The organism is Salinarimonas ramus (genome assembly GCF_014645695.1).
GTDB classification, from domain to species: domain Bacteria; phylum Pseudomonadota; class Alphaproteobacteria; order Rhizobiales; family Beijerinckiaceae; genus Salinarimonas; species Salinarimonas ramus.
In genome coordinates this window covers 133,658-158,716 of sequence record NZ_BMMF01000008.1, presented here as the reverse complement: position 1 = coordinate 158,716, position 25,059 = coordinate 133,658, and the positions used below count along the sequence as shown (strand labels likewise).

The following is a 25,059-nucleotide window of genomic DNA, read 5'->3' as shown; positions in this document are numbered from 1 at the left end:
CGCGCTCGCGACCGCGTGGAGCACGTATGCGAAACAGCCTCGACCTGCCGAAGGACCCCGCCGCGACGCGCGTCGTCGTCGCCATGTCCGGCGGCGTGGACAGCTCCGTCGTGGCCGCCCTCCTGAAGCGCGAGGGCTACGACGTCGTCGGCGTCACGCTCCAGCTCTACGACCACGGCGCCGCCACCCACCGCAAGGGGGCCTGCTGCGCCGGCCAGGACATCCACGACGCGCGGCGCGTCGCGGAGGCGATCGGCATCCCCCACTACGTCCTCGACTACGAGAGCCGCTTCCGCGAGGCGGTGATCGAGCGCTTCGCCGACAGCTACCTCTCGGGCGAGACCCCGATCCCCTGCGTGGAGTGCAACCGCTCGATCAAGTTCCGCGACCTGCTCGAGACCGCCAAGGATCTCGGTGCGGACGCGCTCGCCACCGGCCATTACGTGGCGAGCCGCCCGCTCGCGACCGGCGGCCGCGGGCTCTACCGCGCCGCCGACCCGGAGCGCGACCAGTCCTACTTTCTCTACGCGACGACGCCCGCGCAGCTCGACCTCCTGCGCTTCCCGCTGGGCGAGCTCGCCGACAAGGCCGCCGTGCGCGCCCTCGCGCGCGAGCTCGGCCTCGCGGTGGCGGACAAGGCCGACAGCCAGGACATCTGCTTCGTGCCGCAGGGGCGCTACTCGGACGTCATCACCCGCCTGAAGCCGCACGCGGCCTCTCCCGGCGAGATCGTGCATCTCGACGGGCGGGTGCTCGGCCGTCACGAGGGCATCATCCACTACACGGTGGGGCAGCGCCGCGGGCTCGGCCTCTCGGTGGGCGAGCCGCTCTACGTCGTCGCGCTCGACGCCGACGCGGCGCGGGTCGTCGTCGGCCCGCGCGAGGCGCTGGCGACCCGCGTGATCCGCCTGCGCGAGGTCAATTGGCTCGGCGACGTGCCCTTGACCGACCTCGGCGAGGGCGTCGAGATCGCCGCGCGCGTGCGCTCGACCCGCGCGCCGCGCCCGGCCCTGCTGCGTCGCGTCGCCGGCGAGGGGGGTCCCGAAATCGAGGTCGCGCTCCTCGCGCCGGAGGACGGCGTCTCGCCGGGCCAGGCCTGCGTGTTCTACGAGAGCGACGACCCGCGCGCCCGCGTGCTCGGGGGCGGCGTCATCGCCAAGCGCCTCGGCACGCAGGATACCGCCGCACCGGCAGCGCGCACCGCAACGGCTCCGGCACTCGCCTGACGGCCGCACGTTCCCCCGAGAGGTAAGAGCATGGCCGTCCAGTACGACCTCGAAGGCCAGCGCCGCGTCTACGAGCGCTGGGCCCCGATCTACGACCGCGTCTACCACAAGTTCCTGTCGGACGCGCACCGCAAGACGGCGCTCGCCGCCGCCGCCTGCGGGCCCGACATTCTCGAGGTGGGCGTCGGCACCGGGCTCGTCCTGCCGTATTACCCAGCGGGTTCGCGGGTCTGCGGCATCGACCTATCGGTCCACATGCTCGCCAAGGCGCGGGAGAAGGTGCTCGACGGGCGCGGGCGCGCGCGTCTCATCGCGGCCATGGACGCCTGCCGGCTGGGCTTCGCGGATGCGAGCTTCGACGCCGTCGCCGTGCCCTTCGTGATCACCCTCGTGCCGGACCCGGAGGGCGCGCTCGACGAATGCGCCCGCGTGCTCAAGCCCGGCGGTGCGATCGTCGTCTCCTCGAAGCTCGGTCGCGACACGGGCCCGATCGCCGCGATCGAGGACGCGGTGGCGCCGCTTATGGCCAAGGTCGGCTGGTCCTCCGCCTTTAAGATCAGCCGCATCGCGCGCTGGGCGGAAGGGCGCGGCCTCGTCGTGGAGGAGGTCGCGCCGCTCTTTCCCGCGGGCTTCTTCAAGCTCATGCGCGTGAGGAAGCCCGCCTGAGGCGCCGCCCGACGCATCGACGCCGGGCGCGCGCAGCCGCTCACGCGGCCTTGACGCTCGACAGGAAGCCGCCGACCTCGCCCGAGAGGCCCTGCGCCTGATCGGACAGCGCGCGCGCAGCGGAGAGCACGTCGTCCGCGGCCTTGCGCGTCGCGGCCGCGCCGTCCTTCAGTTCCACGACCGAGGAGGAGACCTCGTCCGTGCCGCGGGCGGCCTCCTGGACGTTGCGGGCGATCTCGCTCGTGGCGACGCCCTGCTGCTCCATCGCGGCGGCGATGCCCGTGGCGATGCGGCTCATCTCGGCCACCGTGCCGCCGATGCCGGCGATGGCCTCGACCATCTCGTCCGCCACGCCCTGGATCTGCGTGACGTGGGCGGCGATCTCCTCGGTCGCCTTGCCGGTCTGCTCGGCGAGGCCCTTCACCTCGGCTGCGACGACGGCGAAGCCCTTGCCCGCCTCGCCCGCGCGCGCCGCCTCGATGGTCGCGTTGAGCGCGAGCAGGTTCGTCTGCCCGGCGATGCCGTTGATGAGCGAGACGATCTCCTCGATCTTCTGCGCGGAGGTGGCGAGCGAGCGGGCGACGTGGTCCGTGCGCTCCACGTCCGCGACGGCGGCGTTGGAGATCTCGGCGGACTTCGTCACCTGGCGGCCGATCTCCTGGACCGACGCGCTCATCTCCTCGGTGGCGGTCGCCACCGCCTGGACGTTGGCGGAGGTCTGCGCCGCGGCGGCGGCGAGCGACGCCGAGCGGCTGTTGCCGGCATCCGCCGTCGTGGTCATGCCCTGGGCGGTCGCCTGCATGCGCGTCGCCGCATCGGCGAGGCCGCGGGTGAGGCCGGCGATCTTCTCCTCGAAGGAGCGCATCAGGCGCTCGAGCGCCTCCGCCCGGCGCTGCTTGGCGGACGCCTCCTGCGCGGCCGCCTCCTCCGTGGCGCGCTTGGCACGCAGCGCCTCGGCGAAGACGCCCACGGTGCGCGCCATGGCGCCGATCTCGTCGCGGCGCTCCGTGTCGGGGATGGCGCCGTCGAGATCGCCCTCGGCGAGCCCCGTCATGCGGGTGGAGAGCCGCGCCACCGGGCGCGCCACGCTGCGGCCGAGCGCGAAGCCGATGCCGGCGAGCAGGATCGTCGCGATGGCGGCGGCGCCGAGGAAGACGTTGCGCGCCTGCGCCACCGTCGCCTCGATGTCGTCGATGTAGACGCCCGTGCCGATGATCCACTGCCAGGCCTGCTGGCCTTCCACGTAGGCGAGCTTGGGCCGAAGCTCCTCCTCGCCGGGGTTCTTCCAGCCGTACTCGTAGAAGCCGCCGCCGGCACGGGCGAGCTTGGCGAGCTCGAGGATGATGGAGCGCCCGTCGAAATCCTTGAGGCCCGACTGGTCCTTGCCTTCCATGGCCGGGTTGATCGGATGCATCACCGTCACGGCGTCGTAGCCGTGGATGAAGAAGTACTCGTTGCCCTCGTAGCGGATGGCGCGGATGGCGTCGGCGGCACGCGCCTTGGCCTCCTCCACCGGGAGCTCCCCGCGCTGCGCACGCGCATGGAAGTCCTCGACGATGGCGCTCGCGCTCTCCACGAGATTGCGCAGGCCCGCCTCCTTGCCGGCGCGCAGATGCTCGGAGAGGGTCATCGAGCCGATGATCCCGAGGCCGGCGAGGGCGAGGAAGGCGAAGGCGACGAGGGCGTAGAAGCGGCCGGCGATGGTGAAGGCCGGACCGGAACGGGTAGTCTTCGAGACGGGACGCATGGGAACTCTGCTCCGGGTTGGTGGCCCGGTTTGGCGCGTCTCCCGTAAGGAAATGCTGAAGAAAACCGGGCTCGCTGCGGTGCGGAACGGAAAAAGTTCCAAGGACGCAATCGGCGAAATCCGGGCTGCCCGGCGGTGCGTTCGAGGGTCGTGAAGCGCCGCGTCGCGCCCGCCGTCGTGCCGCGAACCTCTCGCTTGACAGCCGAACCGCCCCTCCGTATATCCCGCCCACCGACGCGGCGCCCTGCGCCGCCGGCCGGGGGCGGAGTAGCTCAGCTGGTTAGAGCAGAGGAATCATAATCCTCGTGTCGGGGGTTCGAGTCCCTCCTCCGCTACCACGCTGTCATAAGTTGTTATATCTGGGCCTAGTGGGCCGGGCTGCCGTCTCGCCGGATCTCGGGTGATCGGGCGCGCCACGAATGGCAGGCAGCCGCCGCCATCCCAGGCCCATCCAGCCTCCGAGCCCCGCCCTTCAGAACCCCAGCCCCGTCTGGAACAGCCGCACCGCCATCACCGCCAGGATCGCCACGATCAGCCGCTCGAAGGCGCGGCGGGAGAGGCGCTTGGCCAGGGCGTTGCCGAGCGGCATGCCGAGCGCGATGGGGGCGAGGGCGAGCACGCCTTCCACGAGCCGCCACCAGTCGAGGAAGCCCGCCACCGCGAGCACGATCCCCTGGACGATCGAGAAGGCGAGGAACATCACCGAGACGGCGAAGATGAAGGGCCCGCGGGTGAGGCGCATGGCGTGGATGAAGGTCACCGTCACCGGCGCCGAAATCCCCGTCGCGCCCTGCAGCGTGCCGCCCACGATCCCGACGAGGGGCGCGAGCCGTCGCCCCGCCTTCGGCGAGAGCGTGAACGTGGGCTTCGCCAGCACCGTCGCGATGTAGACCGTCACGATGGTCGCGAGCGTCAGCGACAGCGTCTCGACGGGCAGCTCCGCCAGCGCCCAGGTGCCGAGCGCGATGCCGACGAGACCGGAGAGGACGAGCGGCAGGAGGAAGGGCGCGTCCGGCCGCTCGGCGCGGTACTGCACGATCTGCCAGGCATTGGTGACGACGAGCGGCACCACGATCACCGCGAGCGCGTGCGGCACTCCGAGGAAGGCGGCGAGCACGGGGATCGAGACGATCGGCAGGCCGAGCCCGATGGCGCCCTTGACGACGCCGCCGAGGCCCAGCGCGAGGAAGACGATGAGGAAGAAGTCGAGGCTCAAGTCGGATCTACCCGGTGAGCCTTCCCTCTACGCCGCACGCGGCCTCGCCGGAAGGGGCAGCGGCGCGCATCCGCCCCTCGTCCCGCGCACGGGGAGCGCGCGATCTCAGCGCGTGGCGCCGGTCGTGTCGGGCGTGCTCGGCGCTTCAGCGGTGGCGATGGGGGAAACGGTCTCGGGGGGCGTGCACACCACCTTCTCCTCGAAGACGTAGCACACGCTCATCTCGCCCGAGCGGTAGTCCACCCGGAAGACGCCGCCCTCGCGCTCGTGGTTGGAGGCGACGAGGCCGTACTCGCCGGGCTCCTGGCGCTCGGCGCCCTCGCCTGGGCCGAAGCAGAGGGTGACGCCCACCGTGCCCTCCTTGAGGGCGTACTGGCAGGAGGAGACCTCGCCCGTGACGCGGTCGATCCGGTAGAGGCGGTTGAGGTCGCTCTGGGGCGCGGGCACGAATTCGTAGGCCCCGGCGGCCAGCGCCGGGCGCGGCGCCGCGGCGAGCGCTGTCGCGAGGCCGATGGCCGCGACGGCGGCGAGGCCGGGGGCGGTCTTGCGGAGCAGGGTCGCGCGCGTGGTCGTCATGGCTGGTCTCGTCTCGTGACGTGTCGAATGTCCGGCGCGCGCCTCGTCGTCCGATGCGCCCCGCCCCGCCCGTGAAGATCGCGCCCTCATGGTTAGCACGCGGTTAACGCGCCGGCGCTTAGGCTGTATCGATGACCCGATCGATCACGCCGATTCCCGGCAGACCGGAGCCCACCATGCCCGCCCGTCCCCTCGTCGTCTTCGACCTCGACGGCACGCTCGCCGACACCGCGCAGGACCTCATCGCGATCCTCAACGACCTCCTCGCGCAGGACGGCCTGCCGGGCATGCCCATGGAGCAGGCGGGTTCGCTCATCGGCGCGGGAGCGCGCGCGCTGATCTCGCGGGGCTTCGCCAGCGCCGGGCGCGAACTCGCGCCGGAGCGGCTGGAGACGCTGTTCGAGACCTTCCTCGCGCGCTACGCCGACGAAATCTGCACGCATACGCGGCTCTATCCGGGCGTCGAGGCGACGCTCGACCGCCTCGACGCGGAGGGCTACGCCTATGCCATCTGCACGAACAAGCCGGAGCGGCACTCGCTGCTGCTCATGGATGCGCTCGGCATGACCAAGCGCTTCGCGGCGATCTGCGGGCGCGAGACCTTCCCCTTCTGCAAGCCGGACCCGCGGCATCTCACCGAGACGATCGCGCGGGCCGGCGGCGATCCCGCGCGGGCGCTGATGGTGGGTGATTCGATCACCGACATCGCCACCGCCAAGGCGGCGGGCATCCCCGTCATCGCCGTGCCATTCGGCTATACGGACGTGCCCGTGGCGGAGCTCGAGCCCGATCTCGTCGTGACGCATTTCGACGCCATGCCGGAGGCGATCCTGCGGCTGATGCCGCGCGGGTGAGCCCGCGAGGCGGCTCGGGTCGCGGTGCGGCTTGCGTCGCGGAGCGCGGGCGGGCAGCATCCCGGCTGCGCGGCCGCGGCGGGTCGCGGGCCGAGCGGAGGCGAGCCCATGGTCATGGCGAGACGGCGCTCCTACGAGCAGGGCCACCGCCCGAAATTCCTCGTCTTCGTGGACGACACGCCCGAATGCGGGCGGGCGGTGCGCTTCGCGGCGCGGCGCGTGGCGCGGCTGGGGGCGAAGCTCGTGATGCTGGCGGTCTCCGCGCCGCCGGAGAGCTTCGAATGGCTCGGCGTCGGCGACGTCATGCGCGCGGAGGCGGAGGAGGAGGCCACCGAGCAGCTCGAGAAGGCGGCCGTTCTCGCCCGCGAGGCGGCGGGCGTCGAGCCCGAGCGCGTCTTCCGCGTCGGCAAGAAGCAGGACGAGATCCTGAAGCTCATCGAGGAGGACGAGGACATCGCCTTCCTCGTCCTCGCCGCGGGCACGTCGAGCGAGGGCCCGGGCCCGCTCGTGACGAACTTCGCGGGCGTCGCCGCGAGCACCTTCCCGCTCCCCGTCGTCATCGTGCCGGGCAGCCTCACCGACGAGGACATCGACGCGCTCGCGGGCTGACGCTCTCCCCCCGAGGGTCGTTCGCCTCTATATGGGGCGCACGACCCCGCGAGGCCCGCCCATGTCCCGACGTCCCGACCCGATCGCGCTCACCGTCCTCACCGGCTTTCTCGGTGCGGGCAAGACGACGCTGCTCAACCGGCTCCTGCAGGATCCCGACCTCGCGGACACGGTGGTCATCGTCAACGAGTTCGGCGAGGTGGGCCTCGATCATCTCTTCGTGGAGACCGTCGACGAGGGCATGGTGCTGCTTTCGGCGGGCTGCCTGTGCTGCACGGTCCGCGGCGATCTCGTCGCGACGCTGGAAGACCTCCTGCGCAAGCGCGACAATAACCGCGTCCAGCCCTTCCGCCGCGTGATCATCGAGACGACGGGCCTCGCCGACCCCTCACCCATCCTGCACGCGGTGCTCTACCACCCCTATCTCTCGCTGCGCTACGTGGTCGAGGGCGTCGTGACCCTGGTCGACGCGGTCAACGGCATGGCGACGCTCGACGCGCACGAGGAGGCGGTGCGCCAGGCGGCCGTGGCGGACGAGATCGTCCTCACCAAGGGCGATCTCGCGGACGACGCGACGAAGGCGGCGCTCGTGGCGCGCCTCGCGGCGCTCGCGCCGGGCGCGCGCCTCCACGAAGCGGTCGAGGGCGCGATCCCGGCGCGCGACATCGTCGGGGGCGGGCTCTTCGACCTCGCCGGCAAGCCTGCGGACGTGGTCGGCTGGCTCTCGGTGGAAGGCGTCGCCGCCGCGGAGGCGAAGGCGCACGCCGCCCAGCACGGGGACGAGCATCATCACGGGCATGGATACGGCCATGGTCATGGGCACCACCACCATCACCACCACGACGCCAATCGCCACGACGCCTCGATCCGCGCCTTCTGCCTCGTCGCGGACGAGCCGGTGCGGCGGGGCGCGCTCGATCTCTTCCTCGACATGCTGCGCGCGACGCAAGGGCCGAAGCTCCTGCGCATGAAGGGCATCGTCGCCATCGCGGAGGACCCGGAGCGGCCGGTGGTGATCCACGGCGTCCAGCACGTGCTCCACGTGCCCGCCGTGCTCGACGCCTGGCCGAGCGACGATCGCCGCAGCCGCATCGTCCTCATCGTGAAGGACCTCGACAAGGCCTATGTCGAGGGCCTGTGGGCGGCCTTTCGCTCTCAGCCGGCGATCGACACGCCCGACCGCGCCGCCTTGGAAGAAAATCCTCTCGGGCTCCTGCCCGGCATGCGATGAGGCGGTGACTCGGGCCACCCGTTGGGGTATATGGGAGGAGAACAAGCCCCGAACGGTTGCACCTCCATGCCCTCCGATCTCGCCTTCTGGCTGGCCGTCCTCGCCATTCCCGCCGCGGCCCTCGTCTGGGCCCTCGTCGACCACCGCATCCGTCCGGCCCTCGTGCCGGAGCGGGAGATCCGCGCGCGTGCGGACAGGCTCATTGCAGAACAAAACGTGCACGACGGCGGCTCGTCCGTCGCCGGCGCGGCCCAGCGCGCCGCAGCCCAGCGCGCCGCGGCGAAGGAGGCGGCGGCCCATGCGCGCGGGGATCACCGCGAGCAGGGGATCTGGCGCCGCGTCCATCGCCGCCTCGCCCGCGAGGCGGAGCGCGGAGGGGCGCTCTAGGGTCCTGGGACGAGCGCCCGCGAATCACCCGCCGCGCGCGGCCTGCGCCATCACGATCCGCTCGGGCGTCACGGGCACGCGATGCAGCCGCAGGCCGGTCGCGTCGTGGACGGCGTTGACGATGGCGGCGGCGACGCCGCACAGCGCGATCTCGGCGAGCCCTTTCACGCCTAGCGGGTTGAAGATGCGGTCGTCGCTCTCGACGAAGAAGGCTTCGAGGGCGCCGACGTCCGCGCAGACCGGGGCGAGGTATTCCGCGAGGTTGGCGTTCATCACCCGCCCGAGCCGCTCGTCGAAGAGCGCCTCCTCCGTCAGCGCCATGCCGATCCCCTGGACCATGCCGCCGATGCATTGCGAGCGCGCGAGCTTCGGGTTCACCACCCGCCCGACGTCGTAGCCGCCGACCAGGCGAGCGACCCGCACGGTCCCGAGCTCGGGATCGACCCGCACCTCGGCGAAGATCGCGCCGAAGGCGGCGCTCTCGTAGTCCTGCGCCTCCTTGCCCGGGCTCGACGAGCCCTCGGCGCGATGGCTGTCGCGCCCGCCGAGCGCCGCGACGAGATCGCCGCCGTTCTCCACGCCGAGATCCTCGCGCAGTCGCGAGCAGGCGTTCGCCACCGCGTTGCCCAGCGTCGCCATGGTGATCGAGCCGCCATGGGCCGGGGCCTGCGGCAGCGCCGTGTCGCCGATCTCGACGCGCACCTGCTCGAGGGGAAGGCCGAGCGCGTCCGCCGCGACCTGAGAGAGGGCGGTATAGGTGCCCGGCCCCATGTCGGACGTCGCCGCCTGCACCATGGCGCCGCCGTTGGCGTAGAGCGTCACCGATGCGCGCGCCTTGGAGCGGTGGGCGGGATAGAAGGCGCTCGCCATGCCCGAGCCGATGCGTTCGTGCCCGACCGTGCGCGCCGCGTCGTCGCGGGGACGATCCGCCCAGCCGAAACGTTCCGCCGCCTGCTCGTAGCAGGCTCGAAGCGCCTTGGAGGACCAGGGCTTGCCGCTGTCGGGATCGCGCTCGGCGAGGTTCTTCAGCCGCAGATCGAGCGGGTCCATGCCGAGCGCCTGCGCCAGCTCGTCCATGGCCGTCTCGAGGAAGAGCTGCCCCGTCGCCGCGCCCGGCCCGCGCATGGGAGAGGGGGTGTTCACGTTCATGTCGACGAGGCGATAGTGCGTCGCCACGTTCTCGCAGGCATAGAGCTGGCGCGTGGGGGTGAGCGTCGTCTCGGCGTATTCCTCGTAGGTCGAGGTCTGGCCGATGGCCTCGTGCACGATCGACGAGAGCGTGCCGTCACGGTCGGCGCCGAGGCGGATGCGGCTCTCCGTGCGCGGGCGATAGCCCGTGTTGGTGAACAGCGCGCGGCGCGTGAGCGCGAGACGTACCGGACGCCCGACCCGCTCGGCGGCGAGGGCCGCCATCGCCACGTGCGGCCAGGTCCTCAGCCCCGAGCCGAAGGCGCCGCCGACGAAGGGCGAGATCACCCGAATGCGCTTCTCGTCGATGCCGAAGGCGAGCCCGATCTCCGTGCGGACGTTGTCCACCCATTGCGACTTGTCGTAGAGCGTCAGCCCGCCCTCGTCGTCCCATGCGGCGATGGTGGCGTGGGGCTCCATGGCCACGTGCTGCTCGCGCGGCTGGACGAAAGGCACGTCGACCGTGACCTCGGAGCGCGTGAAGGCGTCCTCGGGATCGCCGCGGGCGGTGTCTCCCGGGCGGCCGGCTTTCGCCGTCGCCGCGCTCGGCTCGTGGCCGTAGGCGGGATCGAAGCGCGTGCGCGCCGCGGTCGGCGCGTAGGAGACGCGCACGAGCTCGGCGGCCGCGCGGGCTTCGACCTCGCTCGTCGCCACGACCATCGCGACGGGCTGGCCGTCGTAGCGTACGAGATCGTCCTCGAGGGGATGCAGGCGCTCGCCCGATTTCGGGTCGACGCCGGGGCGCGGGTCGCGGGGATGCCAGGGCAGGCGGCGCGTGTTCTCGTGGGTCATCACCGCGAGGACGCCCGGCGCGGCCTCGGCCGCGCGCGTGTCGATGGCGGCGATGCGCCCGGCCGGCACGCTCGCCTGCACGAGCGCCGCATGGGCGAGGTTCGCGATCGCGAAATCGGCGGCGTAGGTCGCCGCGCCGGTCACCTTCGCGGGGCCGTCGACGCGGGAGATCGGGGATCCGATGGCATTCATGACGGGTCTCCTGCCTGCTGGCGGGCGCAATCCTGCAGCGCGCGGGTGACGATGCGCGCCATGAGCGGGATCTTGGCGGCGTTCTCGGCGATGGGCCGCGCGCCGTCGGTGGCGGCCTCGCCCGCCTCGCGGGCGAGCGCATCGTCGATTCTCCGGCCGATCAGCAGCCGCTCGGCCGTCTCGGCCCGCCAGGGCTTGTGCGCCACGGCGCCGAGCGCGATGCGGGCGTCCTCGATCGTGCCCTCGACGAGGGCCAGCGACACCGCCGCCGAGACCAGCGGCCATTCGAAGCTCGCGCGGTGGCGCAGCTTGGCATAGGCCTGCGCGCGACCGGCCGCCTCGCGGGGCACGAAGATCGCGGTGATCACCTCGCCCGGCTCGAGATCGCTCTCGATCCAGGGCGTCTCGCCCGGCAGGCGATGCAGGCGATCGAGCGGGATCGAGCGCTCACCAGAAGGGCCGACGACGAGCACCTCCGCGTCGAGCGCGAGCAGCGCCACGGCGAGATCGGACGGATGCGTCGCGACGCAGGCCTCGCTCGCGCCGAACAGAGCCGCCTGCGCGTCGTGGCCGAGGCGCGCGCTGCAGCCGGAGCCGGGCGCGCGCTTGTTGCAAGGCGAGACGCCGTCGCGGAAATAGAGGCAGCGGGTGCGCTGGAGGAGGTTGCCGCCCATCGTCGCCATGTTGCGCACCATGGGGGAAGCGGTCTCGCCGAGCGCCGCCGCGATGGCGGGGTAACGCGCGCGGATCTCGGCATGGTCGGCGACGTCGGCGAGCTTGGCCAAGGCGCCGATGCGCAGGCCGTCGATCGTCGTCGCGATCGCGTCGAAGGGCAGGGCGGAGATGTCCACGACGCCTTGGGGGCGCGAGATGCCGTCCTCGAGCAGCTGGACGAGATCCGTGCCGCCGGCGAGGAAGATCGTCTGCGGATCGCGGGCGCCGTGGGCGATGGCGGTCTCGGCGTCGCGGACCTTATGGTAGGCGAAGGGCTGCATCAGGCGCCTCCCGCGGCATCGCGCAGGCGCGCGTCGGCGCCGATCTCGGCGGGCGTCGGCTCGATCCCGGAGACCTGCCGCACCGCCGCGAGGATGTTCGGATAGGCGCCGCAGCGGCAGATGTTGCCGGAGAGCTCGTCGCGCACGGCCGCGTCGTCGCGCGCGCGTCCCTCGGCGAGGAGGCCGGCGACGGACATGATCTGCCCCGGCGTGCAATAGCCGCACTGGAAGGCGTCCTGATCGACGAAGGCCTGCTGGACGGGATGCAGGGCGCCGTTCGTGGCGAGGCCCTCGATCGTCGTGATCTCGCGCCCGTCGCAGGCGGCGGCGAGCATCAGGCAGGAGACCGCCCGGCGACCGTCGACGAGGATCGTGCAGGCGCCGCAGGAGCCGTGGGCGCAGCCCTTCTTGGCTCCCGTCAGCCCGAGCCGATCGCGCAGCGTGTCGAGCAGCGTCGCGCGCGGATCGACGGCGAGCGTGTGGACCTCGCCGTTGACCACGAGGCGCACCTCGTGCGCGGCCCCGGGCAGGGCGTCTGACGCGGATGAGGATGCGGATGGGCGCGCGGCGCCGCCGGTCGTCGTCTCGCTCACGCGGACCTCCGGGTTCACGGGGAGTGGTGCGGGCCAACGCGCTCGACGTCGCGACGGTTCAAGCCGGGACGGGGCACGCCGAAACGGGTCGGTACCCGGTCGCTTCCGCACGAGCGGCTCGCGTGCGAGAAGGCGCGGATGCGCATCGTCGTCGACACCAACGCCTTCGTCGCCGCCGGCTTCAAGCCGGCGAGCGCGTGCGCGCGCATCCTCGCGGCCGTGCGCGAGGGCCGCGCGACGGGAGGAGGCGCGCTCGTTCTGGTCTGGGACGACGCGACGCGCGACGAGACGCGGCGTGTGCTCGAGCGCATCCCGCGTCTCGGCTTCGCGGCGGTCGCCGATCTCTTCCGGGAGGAGGCACGGTTCGCAGGCGAGACGGCGCCGGAATACTTTGTGATGGTCGAGGACCGGGCCGACCGGAGGTTCGCCGCCCTCGCCAGCGCCGCGGACGCGGTGCTCGTGACCAGCGACGCGCATCTGCTCGGGCCGGCGGCGAGCCTTCCCTGCGTGGTCGAGACGCCGGGCGCGTTCGCCCGGCGCGTCGGGCTCTGATCAGGTGCCGGCGGTCTCGACGAGGCGCCGGGCGATCACCTGCGCCTGGATCTCGGCCGCGCCCTCGAAGATCGAGAGGATGCGCGCGTCGCACAGGATGCGGCTCACCGGGTATTCGAGCGCGAAGCCGTTGCCGCCGTGGATCTGCAGCGCGTTGTCCGCCGCCGCCCAGGCGACGCGCGCGGCGAGCAGCTTCGCCATGCCGGCCTCGAGATCGCAGCGCCGGCCCTCGTCCTTGGTGCGCGCCGAGAAATAGGTCACCTGGCGCGCGGCGTGGATCTCGGCGGCCATCAGCGCGATCTTGTCGGCGACACGGGGATAGGCGACGAGCGGCTTGCCGAACTGGACCCGCTCCTCGGCATAGCGCAGGCCGACGTCCATGGCGTTCTGCGCGACGCCGACGGCGCGCGCCGCGGTCTGGATGCGGGCGGATTCGAAGGTCGCCATCAGCTGCTTGAAGCCCTGGCCCTCGACGTCGCCCAGCAGGTTGCCGGCGGGAACCGCGAAGTCGGAGAAGGCGAGCTCGTATTCCTTCATGCCGCGATAGCCGAGCACCTCGATCTCGCCGCCCGACAGGCCCTCGGCGGGGAAGGGGTCCTCGTCCGTCCCGCGCGGCTTCTCGCCGATGAGGATGGACAGGCCGCGATGGCCGGGCTCCTCGGGCTTGGTGCGCACGAGCATCGTCATGATGTCGGCGCGCACGGGATGCGTGATCCAGGTCTTGTTGCCGTTCACGCGCCACACGTCGCCGTCGAGGGTCGCCTTCGTGCGCAGCGAGGCGAGATCCGAGCCGACGTTCGGCTCGGTGAAGACGGCGGTGGGCAGGATGTCGCCGGATGCGATGCCGGGCAGGAAGCGGTTCTTCTGCTCGTCCGTGCCGCCGCCCAGGATCAGCTCGGCGGCGATCTCCGAGCGGGTGCCGAGCGAGCCGACGCCGATATAGCCGCGCGACAGCTCCTCGGAGACGACGCACATGGAGACCTTGGAGAGGCCGAGCCCGCCGTACTCCTCCGGAATGGTGAGCCCGAACACGCCGAGCTCGGCCATCTTGCCGATGACCTCGTAGGGAATGTAGGCGTTCTGGAGGTGCCATTCGTGCGCATGCGGCTCGACCTCCGCCTGGCTGAAGCGGCGCATCTCGCTGCGGATCGCCTCCAGCGTCTCGTCGAGGCCGGCGTCACCCACGGTGGCGGAGCCCTGGCCCTCGCGGATGAGCGTCACGAGCCGGGCGCGGTTCTCGACCGTGTTGCCGGTCTCGATCAGCGTCTCCAGCGCGGGCGTGACGTGGTGGGCTACGTCCGCCGCCGAGAGGCCGAGCGCCGAGAGGCGCACGATCTCGCCCTGGCTCATCGGAATGCCGCCGAGCACCTGGGCGCAATATTCGCCCGCGGCGACGCGGGTGACGAGCGCCTCCGTCTCGCCCAGGCGCCCCTCGCCGGCGAGGCGCTCGGCGTAGCTCGCGAGCTCGCGGATCGCCTGGGCGTAGGTCGCGAGCCAGGCGAGGCCGTGCGTCGCGTGCTGCTCGGCCTCCATCTTGGCGGAGGAGACCTTGTCGCCGTCGGCGACGCGGGTCCGCACCCGCCGCGTCGACTCCGCGAGGAGCGCGTCCACCGCGTCGGCCGCGCCGCGCACGAGCGCCGGCAGATCCTCGGCTCCGGTGGACGGGGCGGGGGTCGCGGGCTCGTTCGCGTGCATGGTGGCTGACATGGCAGTCATCGGCACCTCCTTCGGCGGTGTCGTCGCGGATCGACGGGCTTCATCTGTCGCGCTGCAGCATAACGCCTGGGGCGCCGGCCGCGATCCGCACTTTGGTCGGGGGGAGGGGGCCTGCAAGCGCGGCCCAGCGTCACGCGACGAAGGGATGAGGGCGCGAGCGGCCGCTCAGCCCGCCTCGGCGGTCTCGTCCTCGACCCAGCTGTAGCGGAAGGTGCAGCGGGGGGCGCCGGCCATGATCGTGTGCTCCCGCTCCATGCGGATGCGCGGATCGTAGCCCTGGCAGAACGTGCCGTCGCGATTGCACGAGAGCAGGTGGCCCACGTGGCCGAGCCCCATCTCCTTGTAGGTCTCGGCGTAGCGGCAGCGCACGACGTCGAAGTCGAAGCGCGTCTCGCTCGCCTCGAGCACCTCGATCTCGAGGGCGCCGCCGCGGGTCCAGTTCTCGTAGAGCGTGATGAAGTCCGCCATGGAGGTGCCGCCCTCCGCCCGTTCGGCGAAGCGCGCACCTTCGGCGATGGCCGCCTTGCGGATGGCGGCGTCGAGGATGGCGGAGGCCTGCTCCTCGCCCAGGGCCGCGACCATCTCCGCGTAGATCGGCCCGATCACCTCCGCCTGGAGGCGGCGCTTGAGGAGGACGGGGAGGGTCGCGGGATCGGGAGTGTCGGGCAAGGATCGGCTCCGGGTCGATGTCGCGCAGGGCGTCGTTCGTGCGCCGAGCCTAACGGAGCGGCCGGCGCGGGGCCAGCGGCGCGCGCTCGTCCCGGCTCGAAACGAAAAACGCCCGGCCGAGGCCGGGCGTCCTTCGAGGAGCGGGCGGGATGCGCGGGCGCGGCTCGCGAGAGCGCGACGGCGCGATCCTGCCGCTACCGATCGTGCGCGGCGGCCTTACTTGCCGGCCGGCTTCGCCATCATCGCCTCGACGGGCTTGAAGGCGTCCTTCATGAGGTTGGCGTAGAGCTCGCCCATCTTGGTGGACTGGGCGACGGCGGACTCGTAGGCGGACTTCATGTAGTCCGTCTGGATCTCGATCGCCTTGTCGAGCGTCTTGGCGCCGACGAGCTTCTCGAGCGTCGCCGTGGAGTGCTCGAAGGACTTCTTGGCGTAGTCGGCGGACTCGACGGCGATCTGCTGCGCGCCCATCGACATGGCACCGAACGCCTTCATGGCGCTGTCCATGTTGTCCTTGCCGAGCTTCTGGAAATCGTCGAACTGGTTCATCATGATCGTCATCCTCCGGCGCAACGGGGCGCCGCGTCTCGCATGTCCGTGTTCGAGCGTCGCCCCGACCGTGTGCCCGAGCGACCCCGCGCCGCGGACCGATCCGCGACCGTCCCCGATATGATGCACTGCAACATGATTGTCAAGTTCATTGTGCAGTGCAGCATATCCGGTGAAATCCCGAGCCGCGGCTTAACCCCTCCGTAACCGAGCTTGCCTCATCATTGACATCGTGGCGCGCCAGTCACGCGCCGGGGATGGGCTGACCGAGCTAGTTAGAGTTTCACGACCGAGACACGGGGACGGTCTTCGATGGTAAAGCGTAGCGTTTTCGTCGAGCGCGGGCTCATGCTCGTGCTGATGCTCCTGTGCGGGCTCGCGGCCCTCACGGTCCACGCTCCTCCCGCCCAAGCCGCCTACAACCCGCCCTATGCGGCCTTCGTCATCGACGTGAAGACCGGCGAGGTCCTCCACGCCGAGAACGCGGATGCGCGGCGCTATCCGGCCTCGCTCACCAAGGTCATGACTCTCTACATGCTCTTCGAGCAGCTCGAATCCGGACGGCTCCAGCTCGACAGCCGCCTGCGGGTGTCGGCGCGCGCCGCCGCGGAGCCGCCCTCGAAGATCGGCGTGCGGGCGGGCTCCACCATCGCCGTCGAGGACGCGATCCTCGCGCTGGTGACGAAGTCGGCGAACGACGTCGCCGCCGTGGTGGCCGAGAACCTCGGCGGCTCGGTCGAGAACTTCGCTCGCCAGATGACCGAGCGCGCCCGTCAGATCGGGATGTCGAACACGACGTTCCGCAATCCCCACGGCCTGCCGAACAACGGCCAGGTCACGACGGCCCGCGACATGGCGACGCTGGCGATCGCGATTCAGGACCGCTTCCCGCAATACTACACCTACTTCCAGCGCCGCAGCTTCTCCTTCGCCGGCCAGAGCTTCCGCAACCACAACCGGCTGCTCGGCCGGGTCGAGGGCGTCGACGGCATCAAGACCGGCTTCATCCGGGCGTCGGGCTTCAACCTGATGACCAACGCCAAGGCCAACGGCCGGCACATCGTCACCATCGTCATGGGCGGCCGCTCGGGCGCGCATCGCGACGGCATCGTCGAGCGTCTCGTGGAGCGCTGGCTGCCGCGCGCCTATGCCGGCGCCCGCCGCACGGCGCCGATCACGGGCCCGAACGGCACGGTGATGGCGATCCTGCCGCCGCAGCGCCCGTCCGATCTCGTGCCGCCGGTCCTCGTGGCCTCCGCCGCGCCGGGCCAGCCCCTCGACCTGACGCGCATGCGCCCCGCGGTGGCCACCGCCGCCGGCGCGAGCACGGTCACGCCGGGTTCGCTCCGGGCGGATGCGGGCGTCGTCCCGGCCGCAGCCAGCGCCTTCGCCGCCGTGCGCCCGCCGGCCGGGCTCCCCGGCGGCGTGCCGCTGCCGCCCGCGCCGATCCCCGAGGTCGTCGAGACCGCCTCCGTCACGTCCGCCGCCGTCGCGGCGCCCGTGCCGCCGATGCCGACGCGCTCGGAGGCCCCCGTCGCCGCCGACGCCCCTGTCGGCGCGACGCAGCCACCGGCGGTCCAGAGCGCTCCGATCCAGGTGGCCTCCGCGGATGCGGCCGTGCCGCTTCCCGTCGAGGCGCCCGCGCCGCGCAGCTACGCGCTCACCGAGTGGGTGATCCAGATCGCCGCGACGCCCACCGAGGACGCCGCCTTCGATCTCCTCCAGCGCGCCCAGTCGCGCGTGGGCGGCTCGCTCGACGCGGCCGCGCCCTTCACGGAGGAGATCGTCTCCAACGGCGCGACGCTGTTCCGTGCGCGCTTCACCGGCTTCGACGACGCCGACAAGGCGCGCGGCGCCTGCCGCGAGCTGGAGAACAAGGGCTTCGACTGCTTCGCGATCCGCAGCTGACGGATCGCCGGGACCGCTTCCCGCCGCCGCGTTCCAGCGGCGGGCGGCCGGCTCCCCCGCGGCGGCCAGAACGGCCTTCCCGCCTCCGACATATCCCAGAGACCTCGCGCGTGGAGTATCAGCGATGTCTGCTCAGAAGGACTTCCTTGGCCTCGTTCACCCGGGCCGCGAGATAGGTCGAGCCCCCCTGGTCGGGGTGGAGCTTCATCATCAGGCTCCGGTGCGCGCGGCGAACGGCCTGGGCGTCCGCCCCCGGCTCAAGCCCCAGGATCTGGTAGGCCTCCTCTTCCGACATCGCGCCCGGCTTCGTCTCGCGAGCCGCCCCCGCGTCAGCGTCACCCTGCGCGTTCTCACGCCATCCGGGAAACCGGCGGTCGAAATACGCCTGTAGCAGGCGCACCCCGTCGGCATCGCGCGCGGCCGCCTCGCGGTAGAGCTCCTGCAGAGCCGCCTCGTCGAGCTGCGAGAGCCGCTTGCCGCTGTGGCTGCCGGCGAGGACCGTGCCGTCCATGTCGCCGCTGTCGTGGCAGAGCTCCATCTCGAGCATGGCGGAGCGCACGCGCGAGACCTGGCCCGACGACTTCGAGCCGCCGCCCAGGCCGGGGATGGCGCGCGCCCACGGGAGGCTCCATCCGAGGAGCCACGCGCCGAAGCCGCTCGTGAGGATCGCCATGTCGATGCGCCCGCGCACGGCCAGGAGCACCGAGACGGCGATGAGCGCGCCGCCGCCGATGCGCTTGACGAGGCGCGAGAGATCCTTGGGGTTCGACTTGGCGAAGGCGCGCATCAGCCACCAGAACGCCACGAAGGCGGCCAAGCCGTACATGAGCGTGATCATCGGCGGGCCACGGCCTCCTCTACCTTCGCCGGTCGACGCTCACCGCCCGCCTCCGCCGGACATGTCGGCGAGGAGGCTGCGCGCCTGCGGCTCGCGCGCGGCGAGCCGCGCGAGACCGTCCCGCCCGCCGCTCGCATAGGCGGCGGCCGCGCGCAAGAGGCCCGCGAGCGTCTCCGCCGCGCCGGCGTCGAAGCGCGCATAGGCGCCGCCGGTCAGCTTGGCGATCTCGCGAAGGCCGCGCTCGGCGTTCGGATCGCGGCCTTCCTGGAAGACGAAGCCCTTGACGCCGAGAAGCCCGAGCTCGCCGGCGCGGGCGCAGACCGTGTCGATCTCGTCCTCGAAGGCGTCGCCCACGTAGACGAAGGCGTCGACGCGTCCCTCCCGCGCCTCCTTGCGCACGTGCGAGAGCGCGCGGGCGATCTGCGTCTGCCCGCCGCGGACCTCGAGCCCGGTCATCAGCGAGGTCAGCGCCTTGGGCTCGCCGACCCAGCGCGAGGCCCGGCACTCCCCGAGCCCGCGGAAATAGAGGAGCTGCACGTCGAGCCCGCCCACCGCCGAGGTCGTCTCGAACATCTGCGCCTGGAGGCCGCAGGCGAGATCCCAGGTGGGCTGACGGCTCATCGTGGCGTCGAGCGCGAAGACGAGGCGTCCGCGGCCCTCCCGCGGCGGCGCGGGTGCCAGCGCCCGCGCCTCCTCGAGGAACGCGTCCACGGCCCCGCCGCCGGCGCGCGCCTGCGGCCGCGTCTCGCCCACCTTCGAGAGCGGATTTCCCCGCTTGCCGTCCCTCATGACCTCGCCTCCGCACCGTCCGCTCCCCATGATTTGGCGTGCCGGGGCGCCGATGCAAATGGAATGCGCAGGCGCAGGGTGAGCTTGGGCGTCACCAGACGGGTGCGCGGTCGCGAAGGTGCTGCGATGCGCCCTCGAAGATCACGGGCGTGAGGAAGGCGCGTCGCCGCAGAAGCTCGCTCTGCGCGGGACCGAGCCCGGCCTCGCGGCAGACGGTGTCGAAGCCTGTCACGATCGCGTCGATCTGACGGATCATCAGCTCCTCGGCCTCCGATGCATCGAGCTGGAAGGCCGGCGCCGCCCGCAGGCAGGTCGCGAGCCGGCTCAGGCGATCGTCTCCGCAGATCAGCATCGCCTGGCTCGCTTCTCCGCCCGTGCGCGGCTGCGGGCAGATGTCGTATGCGGGCGTGAATGCCAGGGTCGTACCGGTCCAGAAGGCGGCGTGATTGCGGGCGTGGTCGTCCGTGTTCCCGCTCAGGACGTTGAACACCAGGCGCCCGAAGAGCTCCCGCAGCGCTTTGCGCGGTTCGGCGAAGCGACGGCGGACGATCTCGGCGAGATCCTCGTAGCTGGCGTACCGCCCCATCATCTCGTCCAGCCCGAGCAGCGTCAGGGCCGAGACCACGGCGTGCCGCTGCCAGCCGGCGTCGCTCCTGGTCCGGTCGAAGCGCTCGACGAGGAGCACGTCCTTGCCCGACGTGGACACGAGGCGTACCTGCGCGACGTCGAGCCCGGCGCGTCTGGCGAGGCGCATCGCCACGAATTCCGATCTCACCACGTCGAACGTGTCGGTCGACGAGGAGAATTTCCCGATCATCTTGCGCGGGCCGTCGTCGACGAGCGCCTTGGGACGTGCGCCGCCGAGCGAGGTTCCGTGCAGGAGCGCCCGATCGAGGTCCGGCGTCAGCGGCAGCCCGCGCTCCACGCGCTCCGCCGCCTCGAGGAGCTCGTCGAGCGTCGCTGTTCCCGCCGTGCGGGGCACGTAGCGTTCCGGGCTCGTCTGGAAGTCGAGCGCGCCGATCCTGTCCGATCCGGAGAGGAGCAGGTAGGTCAGCTCGTCGAGCCGTCCGACGTCGTCGTCGCGGCGGCCTCCGAGCTGGTTGAGGATGACCCGACGGCCCCATGCGTCCGGCGCGGCGTCCCGAAGGCAGCCCGCCATCGTCAGTCCCGCGGCCGGGCGGAGCGGGCCGGCACGCAGGGGCAGCTCCGGCTCGAACACCGAGACCGCGTCGGCGCGGTCGAGGTAGCTCCGGCCGTAATTGAAGACGATCTCGCCCCGCTCGCGTGCGAGCCGGCCCGCCACCACCGGCTCCGTCGTTCCCGGCAGCCAGATCCAGGCATAGGCCTCCTCCGCCCGCGGATCAGAAGTCATCCTTCACCTCCGAGGTCCGCACGCGCGCCGCGCTGGGGAGGAGGGCGAGCCGTTCGCGGGCGAGGGCGATCTCCCGGGAGACGACTTTCGGGTCGGGGTCGAAGAGCGGAACGCCGACGATGGCGGCGATCTCGAACGCCGCCCCGATGCCCGTGCCGGGATCACCGGCCTCGACCCGGTTGACGAGACCGCGGGAGACCCCGGCGCGCTCGGCGACCTCGGCGACGGTGATCCCGCGCGCCAGGCGCAGGTCGCGCACGGCGAGCCCCAGGAGGCGGACGGCCTCGCGGGTCTGGCGCGACAGGGCTCTCGTCGGCGGTTTCGGCATCGAATGATCCATGGACGGGGCATGGAAGCCGCTCATGCTCTATTTATGCGACACTCCACGCCGCTGCGCAAGGCCCGGCCCGAGCCCGGCAGCAGGGGGTGCGACGATTTCGACGCGGCTTCCCACGGCCACGTCCCGAATGTGGACACCTTCCCGCGGTCTCCCCATACTCTCGACGACGATTCCGACACGATCCGGACAGCCCAGAGGGACGGACCGCTTGAGAAGACGCTTCCCGAAAGCCGCCGCGCTCGCGTTCAGCATCATCACGACCATCGCCGCACCCTCGCTCGCGCCGGCCCAGGAGCCGGGCGCCGGCGCGTGGCGCCACGGCGCGGCCCTGATGGGCGAGCCGCGCTACGCGCCGGGCTTCGAGCATTTCGACTACGTGAACCCGGACGCACCCAAGGACGGGACGGTGCGGCTCGGAGCGCTCGGCTCCTTCGACAATTTCAACCCGATCGTCGCCGGCGTGCGGGGCGACCTCGGGGCGGGCCTCGGGCTGATCTACGAGACCCTGATGACCGAGGCGCTCGACGAGCCGTCGACGTCCTACGGGCTGATCGCGGAGGCGATGCGCTTCCCGGACGATTATTCGAGCGTGACCTTCCGCCTCGATCCGGACGCGCGCTGGCACGACGGAACGCCGATCAGCGCGCGCGACGTGATCTGGTCCTTCGAGACGCTGAAGGCGGCGAACCCGCTCTACATGACCTACTACGCCAACGTGGTGAGCGCCGAGGAGACCGCGCCCGGCGAGGTGACCTTCTCGTTCGACGTGACGGGCAATCGCGAGCTGCCCAAGATCATGGGCCAGCTCCTCGTCCTGCCGGAGCACTGGTTCACGGCCGAGGGGCGCGCGCCCGACGAGACGACGCTCGAGCCGCCGCTCGGGTCGGGGCCCTATCGCCTGGCCGAGTACGTGCCGGGTCGCTCCATCGTCTACGAGCGGGTGCCGGACGCGTGGTCGATCGACCACCCGACGAACGTGGGCAAGTACAATTTCGACGAGGTCCGCTACGAGTATTTCCGCGACGCGACGGTTCTGCTGGAGGCCTTCAAGGCCGACCAGGTGGATTTCCGATCCGAGAACGTGGCGCGCAACTGGGCGACGGCCTACGACTTCCCGGCGCGGGAGGAGGGGCGCGTGGTGCTCGAGACCTTCCCGATCCTCTCCACCGGGCGCATGCAGGCCTTCACGCCCAACCTGCGCCAGGAGCGCTTCCAGGACGCGCGGGTGCGCCGGGCGCTGAACCTCGCCTTCGACTTCGAGGACATCAACCGCACGATCTTCTTCGGCTCCTACGAGCGGATCGATTCGTTCTTCGAGGGCCTGGAGCTCGCCTCCTCCGGCCTGCCGGAGGGGCGCGAGCTGGAGATCCTGGAGGAGTATCGCGGGCAGATACCCGAGAGCGTCTTCACCGAGCCCTACACGAACCCGACGAGCCCCGACGCGCAGGCCAGGCGCGAGAACCTGCGCGAGGCCGATCGCCTGCTGCGCGAGGCCGGCTGGGTCGTCGAGGAAGGGCGGCGGGTGAACGCCGAGACGGGCGAGCCTTTCGACATCGAGTTCCTCGGCTTCCAGCCCACCGACGAGCGCTATGCGCTGCCCTACGCGCAGGCGCTGGAGCGCCTCGGCATCCGGCTCGACGTGCGCATCGTCGACCCGGCGCAGTACCAGAACCGCGTGCGCAGCTTCGACTTCGACATGACGACGTCGCTGTGGCCGCAGACGCTCTCTCCCGGCAACGAGCAGCGGGACATGTGGGGCTCGCGCGCCGCCGAGATCCCCGGCTCGCAGAACTATGCCGGGATCGCCGACCCCGCCGTCGACGCGCTGATCGAACGCGTCGTCTTCGCGCAGGACCGCGAGGAGCTGGTGGCCGCGACCCGGGCGCTCGACCGCGTGCTGCTGCACAACGACTACGTGATACCGCAATGGTATCTCGGCGATCAGCGCACGGCGCGCTGGAATCGCTTCTCACATCCTGAAACCATGCCGCTCTATGCGGCGTCCGCCTTCCCGACCGTCTGGTGGTACGACGGGGAGAAGGCGCGCGAGACGGGGGCCGTGCGATGACGCGTGCGACGAAGGGCGGGATCAGCCGCCGGGGGTTCTTCATGGGCGTCGCGGCTGCGGCGGGCGCGCTGGCGCTGCCGCGCGGGGCGCGCGCGGCCTGGGATGCGGTGAGCGCGGTGGGCACGACGGAGGAGGATTTCGTCGAGCGCCACGGAATGTCGCTCTTCGGCCCGCTGGAGATGCCGCCGGACTTCAAGCATTTCCCCTACGTGAACCCGCAGGCGCCCAAGGGCGGCGAGTTCTCCCAGCAGATCCGTCAGATCGGGCTGAACCAGAACTTCAGCACCTTCAACACGCTCAACACCTACGTCCTGCAGGGCGACGGCGCCGCGGGCATGGACGCGACCTACGACACGCTGATGTCGGGCTCCTCCGACGAGCCCGACGCGCTCTACGGGCTCGTGGCGCAGAGCGTGTCGCGCTCCCGCGACGGGCTCGTCTTCCGCTGGCGGCTGCGGCCGCAGGCGCGCTTCCACGACGGCTCGCCGCTCACCGCCGAGGACGTCGCCTTCTCGATCACCATCCTGCGCGACGAGGGCCATCCGAACCTCGCGCAGCTCCTGCGCCAGATCGAGAGCGCGACGGCGCTCGAGCCGCATCTCGTCGAGGTGCGCTTCGTGGAGGGCCGCACCCGCGACATCCCGCTCACGGTCGCCGCGCTGCCGATCTTCTCCAAGGCCTATTGGGAGGGGCGCGACTTCACGGCCTCGACGCTGGAGCCGCCTCTCGGCTCGGGCCCGTATCGCGTGGGCGACTTCGAGGTCGGCCGGACGATCAGCTTCCAGCGGGTCGAGGATTACTGGGGCGCGGACCTGCCTGTGAACGTCGGCCTGATCAATTTCGACCGCATCCGCTACGAGTATTTCCGCGATCGGGACGTCGCCTTCGAGGCCTTCAAGGCGGGGCAGTTCAGCTATCACGAGGAGAGCGTCTCGCGGCAATGGGCGCGCGGCTACGACTTCCCGGCCTTCGTCGAGGGCCGCGTCGTGCGCGAGGATCTCCCCACCGCCGTGCCGCAGGGTCCGCAGGGCTGGTGGTACAACACGCGCCTGTCGAAGTTCTCCGACAAGCGCATCCGCGAGGCGTTGATCTACGCCTTCGACTTCGAGTGGACGAACGAGAACATCATGTTCTCGTCCTACGCCCGGATGCACTCGTTCTTCGAGAACTCGGACCTGAAGGCGGAGGGGCCGCCCTCGCCGGAGGAGCTGGCGCTGCTCGAGCCGTTCCGCGCCGGGCTGCCGGACGAGGTCTTCGGCGAGGCCTGGACACCGCCGGTCTCGGACGGCTCGGGGCAGGATCGCGCGCTCCTGCGGCGCGCGAGCGAGCTGTTGCGCGAGGCGGGCTGCGAGCGGCGCGGCAGCGTGCTGCACCTGCCCTCGGGTGAGCCCTTCACCATCGAGTTCCTCGACTTCGCGAGCTTCCTGCAGCCGCACACGCAGCCCTTCCAGTCCAATCTCGGGCTGCTCGGCATCCAGGCGACGTCCCGCATCGTCGATCCGGCGCAGTACGAGCGGCGGATGAACGATTTCGACTTCGAGGTGACGTCCCGGCGCTTCGGCGCCTCGCTGACGCCGGGCGGCAGCCTGCGCCTCGTCTACGGCTCGGAGGCCGCGGTGACGCCGGGCACGGCCAATTTGTCGGGCGTGCAGGACCCTGCGGTCGACGCGCTCATCGAGGTCATCGCCAACGCGCAGACGCGCGAGGAGGTGATCCACGGCGGGCGCGCCCTCGACCGCGTGCTGCGCGCCGGGCGCTACATGGTGCCGGCCTGGTTCAAGCCCGCCGACTGGCTCGCCTATTGGGACGAGTATTCGCGCCCGGAGACGAAGCCGCGCTACGGTACCGGCGTCGGCACCTGGTGGTACGATCCCGAGAAGGCGGCCCGTGCGCGGCGGCGCTGAGAGGCGGGGGGCGCCTCTTCCACGCAACTTTTTTGCCGTCTGGCGCGATAGCGCGTAACGTCGCGCCCCGGCGCGACCTCTC

Annotated in this window: 23 protein-coding genes and 1 tRNA gene; 11 read left to right on the top strand and 13 right to left on the bottom strand. The window is 71.6% G+C overall.

The genetic code is table 11. The annotated features are described in order from the left end of the window. Positions 1-26: 26 nt before the first annotated feature. Complete coding sequence (gene mnmA, locus IEX89_RS14515; RefSeq protein ID WP_188913943.1) at positions 27-1,226, top strand: tRNA 2-thiouridine(34) synthase MnmA; 1,200 nt, start codon at positions 27-29, stop codon at positions 1,224-1,226. Between the two features lie 30 nt (positions 1,227-1,256). Then, complete coding sequence (locus IEX89_RS14510) at positions 1,257-1,892, top strand: class I SAM-dependent methyltransferase (protein WP_188913942.1); 636 nt, start codon at positions 1,257-1,259, stop codon at positions 1,890-1,892. 40 nt (positions 1,893-1,932) lie between these two features. On the opposite strand, the gene IEX89_RS14505 is transcribed toward IEX89_RS14510, so the two are convergent. Beyond that, a complete protein-coding gene (locus IEX89_RS14505) occupies positions 1,933-3,639 on the bottom strand; it encodes a methyl-accepting chemotaxis protein (protein ID WP_188913941.1) in 1,707 nt (568 codons plus the stop codon). Between the two features lie 261 nt (positions 3,640-3,900). Here IEX89_RS14505 and IEX89_RS14500 point away from each other — a divergent pair. Beyond that, a tRNA-Met gene (locus tag IEX89_RS14500) sits at positions 3,901-3,977 on the top strand. Between the two features lie 134 nt (positions 3,978-4,111). Here the strand turns inward: IEX89_RS14500 and IEX89_RS14495 are convergent. Continuing rightward, positions 4,112-4,855, bottom strand: coding sequence for a sulfite exporter TauE/SafE family protein (locus IEX89_RS14495; protein ID WP_188913940.1), 744 nt, complete (start codon positions 4,853-4,855; stop codon positions 4,112-4,114). A 105-nt stretch (positions 4,856-4,960) separates the two neighbouring features. After that, complete coding sequence (locus IEX89_RS14490; protein WP_244645448.1) at positions 4,961-5,431, bottom strand: hypothetical protein; 471 nt, start codon at positions 5,429-5,431, stop codon at positions 4,961-4,963. Between the two features lie 176 nt (positions 5,432-5,607). Here IEX89_RS14490 and gph point away from each other — a divergent pair, with 176 nt between their 5' ends. The 4 genes from gph to IEX89_RS14470 all read left to right on the top strand — a co-directional run bounded on the left by gph (position 5,608) and on the right by IEX89_RS14470 (position 8,512). Continuing rightward, positions 5,608-6,285: a phosphoglycolate phosphatase gene (gene gph / locus IEX89_RS14485; protein WP_188913939.1), complete on the top strand. Its 678-nt coding sequence runs from the start codon at positions 5,608-5,610 to the stop codon at positions 6,283-6,285. A 108-nt stretch (positions 6,286-6,393) separates the two neighbouring features. Further along, positions 6,394-6,894: a universal stress protein gene (locus IEX89_RS14480; protein ID WP_373290590.1), complete on the top strand. Its 501-nt coding sequence runs from the start codon at positions 6,394-6,396 to the stop codon at positions 6,892-6,894. Between the two features lie 61 nt (positions 6,895-6,955). Then, positions 6,956-8,125, top strand: coding sequence for a CobW family GTP-binding protein (locus IEX89_RS14475; protein WP_188913937.1), 1,170 nt, complete (start codon positions 6,956-6,958; stop codon positions 8,123-8,125). A 66-nt stretch (positions 8,126-8,191) separates the two neighbouring features. Beyond that, positions 8,192-8,512, top strand: a complete 321-nt coding sequence (locus IEX89_RS14470; RefSeq protein WP_188913936.1) for a hypothetical protein — start codon at positions 8,192-8,194, stop codon at positions 8,510-8,512. 24 nt (positions 8,513-8,536) lie between these two features. On the opposite strand, the gene IEX89_RS14465 is transcribed toward IEX89_RS14470, so the two are convergent. Genes IEX89_RS14465 through IEX89_RS14455 form a run of 3 tightly spaced genes read right to left on the bottom strand, consistent with a single transcriptional unit; the run spans position 8,537 to position 12,209 of the window. Next, on the bottom strand, positions 8,537-10,684 hold the full coding sequence (locus IEX89_RS14465; RefSeq protein ID WP_188913935.1) for a xanthine dehydrogenase family protein molybdopterin-binding subunit: 2,148 nt from the start codon (positions 10,682-10,684) through the stop codon (positions 8,537-8,539). Then, entirely contained in the window at positions 10,681-11,679 is a 999-nt protein-coding gene (locus tag IEX89_RS14460) for an FAD binding domain-containing protein (RefSeq protein WP_188913934.1), read from the bottom strand. Before IEX89_RS14460 ends, IEX89_RS14465 begins: the two co-directional genes overlap by 4 nt. Beyond that, positions 11,679-12,209: a (2Fe-2S)-binding protein gene (locus IEX89_RS14455; RefSeq protein ID WP_244645481.1), complete on the bottom strand. Its 531-nt coding sequence runs from the start codon at positions 12,207-12,209 to the stop codon at positions 11,679-11,681. The genes IEX89_RS14460 and IEX89_RS14455 overlap by 1 nt, the downstream gene beginning before the upstream one ends. A gap of 201 nt (positions 12,210-12,410) precedes the next feature. Between IEX89_RS14455 and IEX89_RS14450 the strand changes: the two genes are divergently transcribed. Beyond that, a complete protein-coding gene (locus IEX89_RS14450) occupies positions 12,411-12,824 on the top strand; it encodes a PIN domain-containing protein (RefSeq protein WP_188913932.1) in 414 nt (137 codons plus the stop codon). Here IEX89_RS14450 and IEX89_RS14445 read toward each other — a convergent pair whose 3' ends face one another. The 3 genes from IEX89_RS14445 to IEX89_RS14435 form a co-directional block, all read right to left on the bottom strand. Continuing rightward, positions 12,825-14,531 (bottom strand): acyl-CoA dehydrogenase family protein, encoded by a 1,707-nt coding sequence (locus IEX89_RS14445; RefSeq protein WP_244645480.1) that lies wholly within the window; start codon positions 14,529-14,531, stop codon positions 12,825-12,827. Positions 14,532-14,705: 174 nt separating this feature from the next. Then, positions 14,706-15,209 (bottom strand): L-2-amino-thiazoline-4-carboxylic acid hydrolase, encoded by a 504-nt coding sequence (locus IEX89_RS14440; protein ID WP_188913931.1) that lies wholly within the window; start codon positions 15,207-15,209, stop codon positions 14,706-14,708. A gap of 216 nt (positions 15,210-15,425) precedes the next feature. Continuing rightward, positions 15,426-15,761: a phasin family protein gene (locus IEX89_RS14435; RefSeq protein ID WP_188914057.1), complete on the bottom strand. Its 336-nt coding sequence runs from the start codon at positions 15,759-15,761 to the stop codon at positions 15,426-15,428. 309 nt (positions 15,762-16,070) lie between these two features. Between IEX89_RS14435 and IEX89_RS14430 the strand changes: the two genes are divergently transcribed. Continuing rightward, positions 16,071-17,666 (top strand): D-alanyl-D-alanine carboxypeptidase, encoded by a 1,596-nt coding sequence (locus IEX89_RS14430; protein ID WP_188913930.1) that lies wholly within the window; start codon positions 16,071-16,073, stop codon positions 17,664-17,666. A gap of 118 nt (positions 17,667-17,784) precedes the next feature. Here the strand turns inward: IEX89_RS14430 and IEX89_RS14425 are convergent, their stop codons facing one another. From IEX89_RS14425 to IEX89_RS14410, 4 genes are all read right to left on the bottom strand, one after another. Then, on the bottom strand, positions 17,785-18,504 hold the full coding sequence (locus tag IEX89_RS14425) for a DnaJ domain-containing protein (protein WP_188913929.1): 720 nt from the start codon (positions 18,502-18,504) through the stop codon (positions 17,785-17,787). Positions 18,505-18,543: 39 nt separating this feature from the next. Then, a complete protein-coding gene (locus IEX89_RS14420; RefSeq protein ID WP_244645446.1) occupies positions 18,544-19,293 on the bottom strand; it encodes a vWA domain-containing protein in 750 nt (249 codons plus the stop codon). 91 nt (positions 19,294-19,384) lie between these two features. Continuing rightward, positions 19,385-20,665 carry a type II toxin-antitoxin system HipA family toxin gene (locus IEX89_RS14415; protein WP_188913928.1) on the bottom strand — a complete coding sequence of 427 codons (1,281 nt, stop codon included), beginning with the start codon at positions 20,663-20,665 and terminating at the stop codon, positions 19,385-19,387. Beyond that, positions 20,655-20,993 carry a helix-turn-helix transcriptional regulator gene (locus IEX89_RS14410; RefSeq protein ID WP_188913927.1) on the bottom strand — a complete coding sequence of 113 codons (339 nt, stop codon included), beginning with the start codon at positions 20,991-20,993 and terminating at the stop codon, positions 20,655-20,657. The genes IEX89_RS14415 and IEX89_RS14410 overlap by 11 nt, the downstream gene beginning before the upstream one ends. 139 nt (positions 20,994-21,132) lie before the next feature. On the opposite strand from IEX89_RS14410, the gene IEX89_RS14405 reads away from it, so the two are divergent. Together IEX89_RS14405 and IEX89_RS14400 are read left to right on the top strand one after the other, a co-directional pair. Next, the gene (locus IEX89_RS14405; RefSeq protein WP_188913926.1) at positions 21,133-23,073 is read left to right on the top strand and encodes an extracellular solute-binding protein; all 1,941 of its coding nucleotides are present in this window, start codon (positions 21,133-21,135) and stop codon (positions 23,071-23,073) included. Next, entirely contained in the window at positions 23,070-24,977 is a 1,908-nt protein-coding gene (locus IEX89_RS14400) for an extracellular solute-binding protein (protein ID WP_244645444.1), read from the top strand. Before IEX89_RS14405 ends, IEX89_RS14400 begins: the two co-directional genes overlap by 4 nt. The last annotated feature ends 82 nt before the right edge of the window (positions 24,978-25,059 follow it).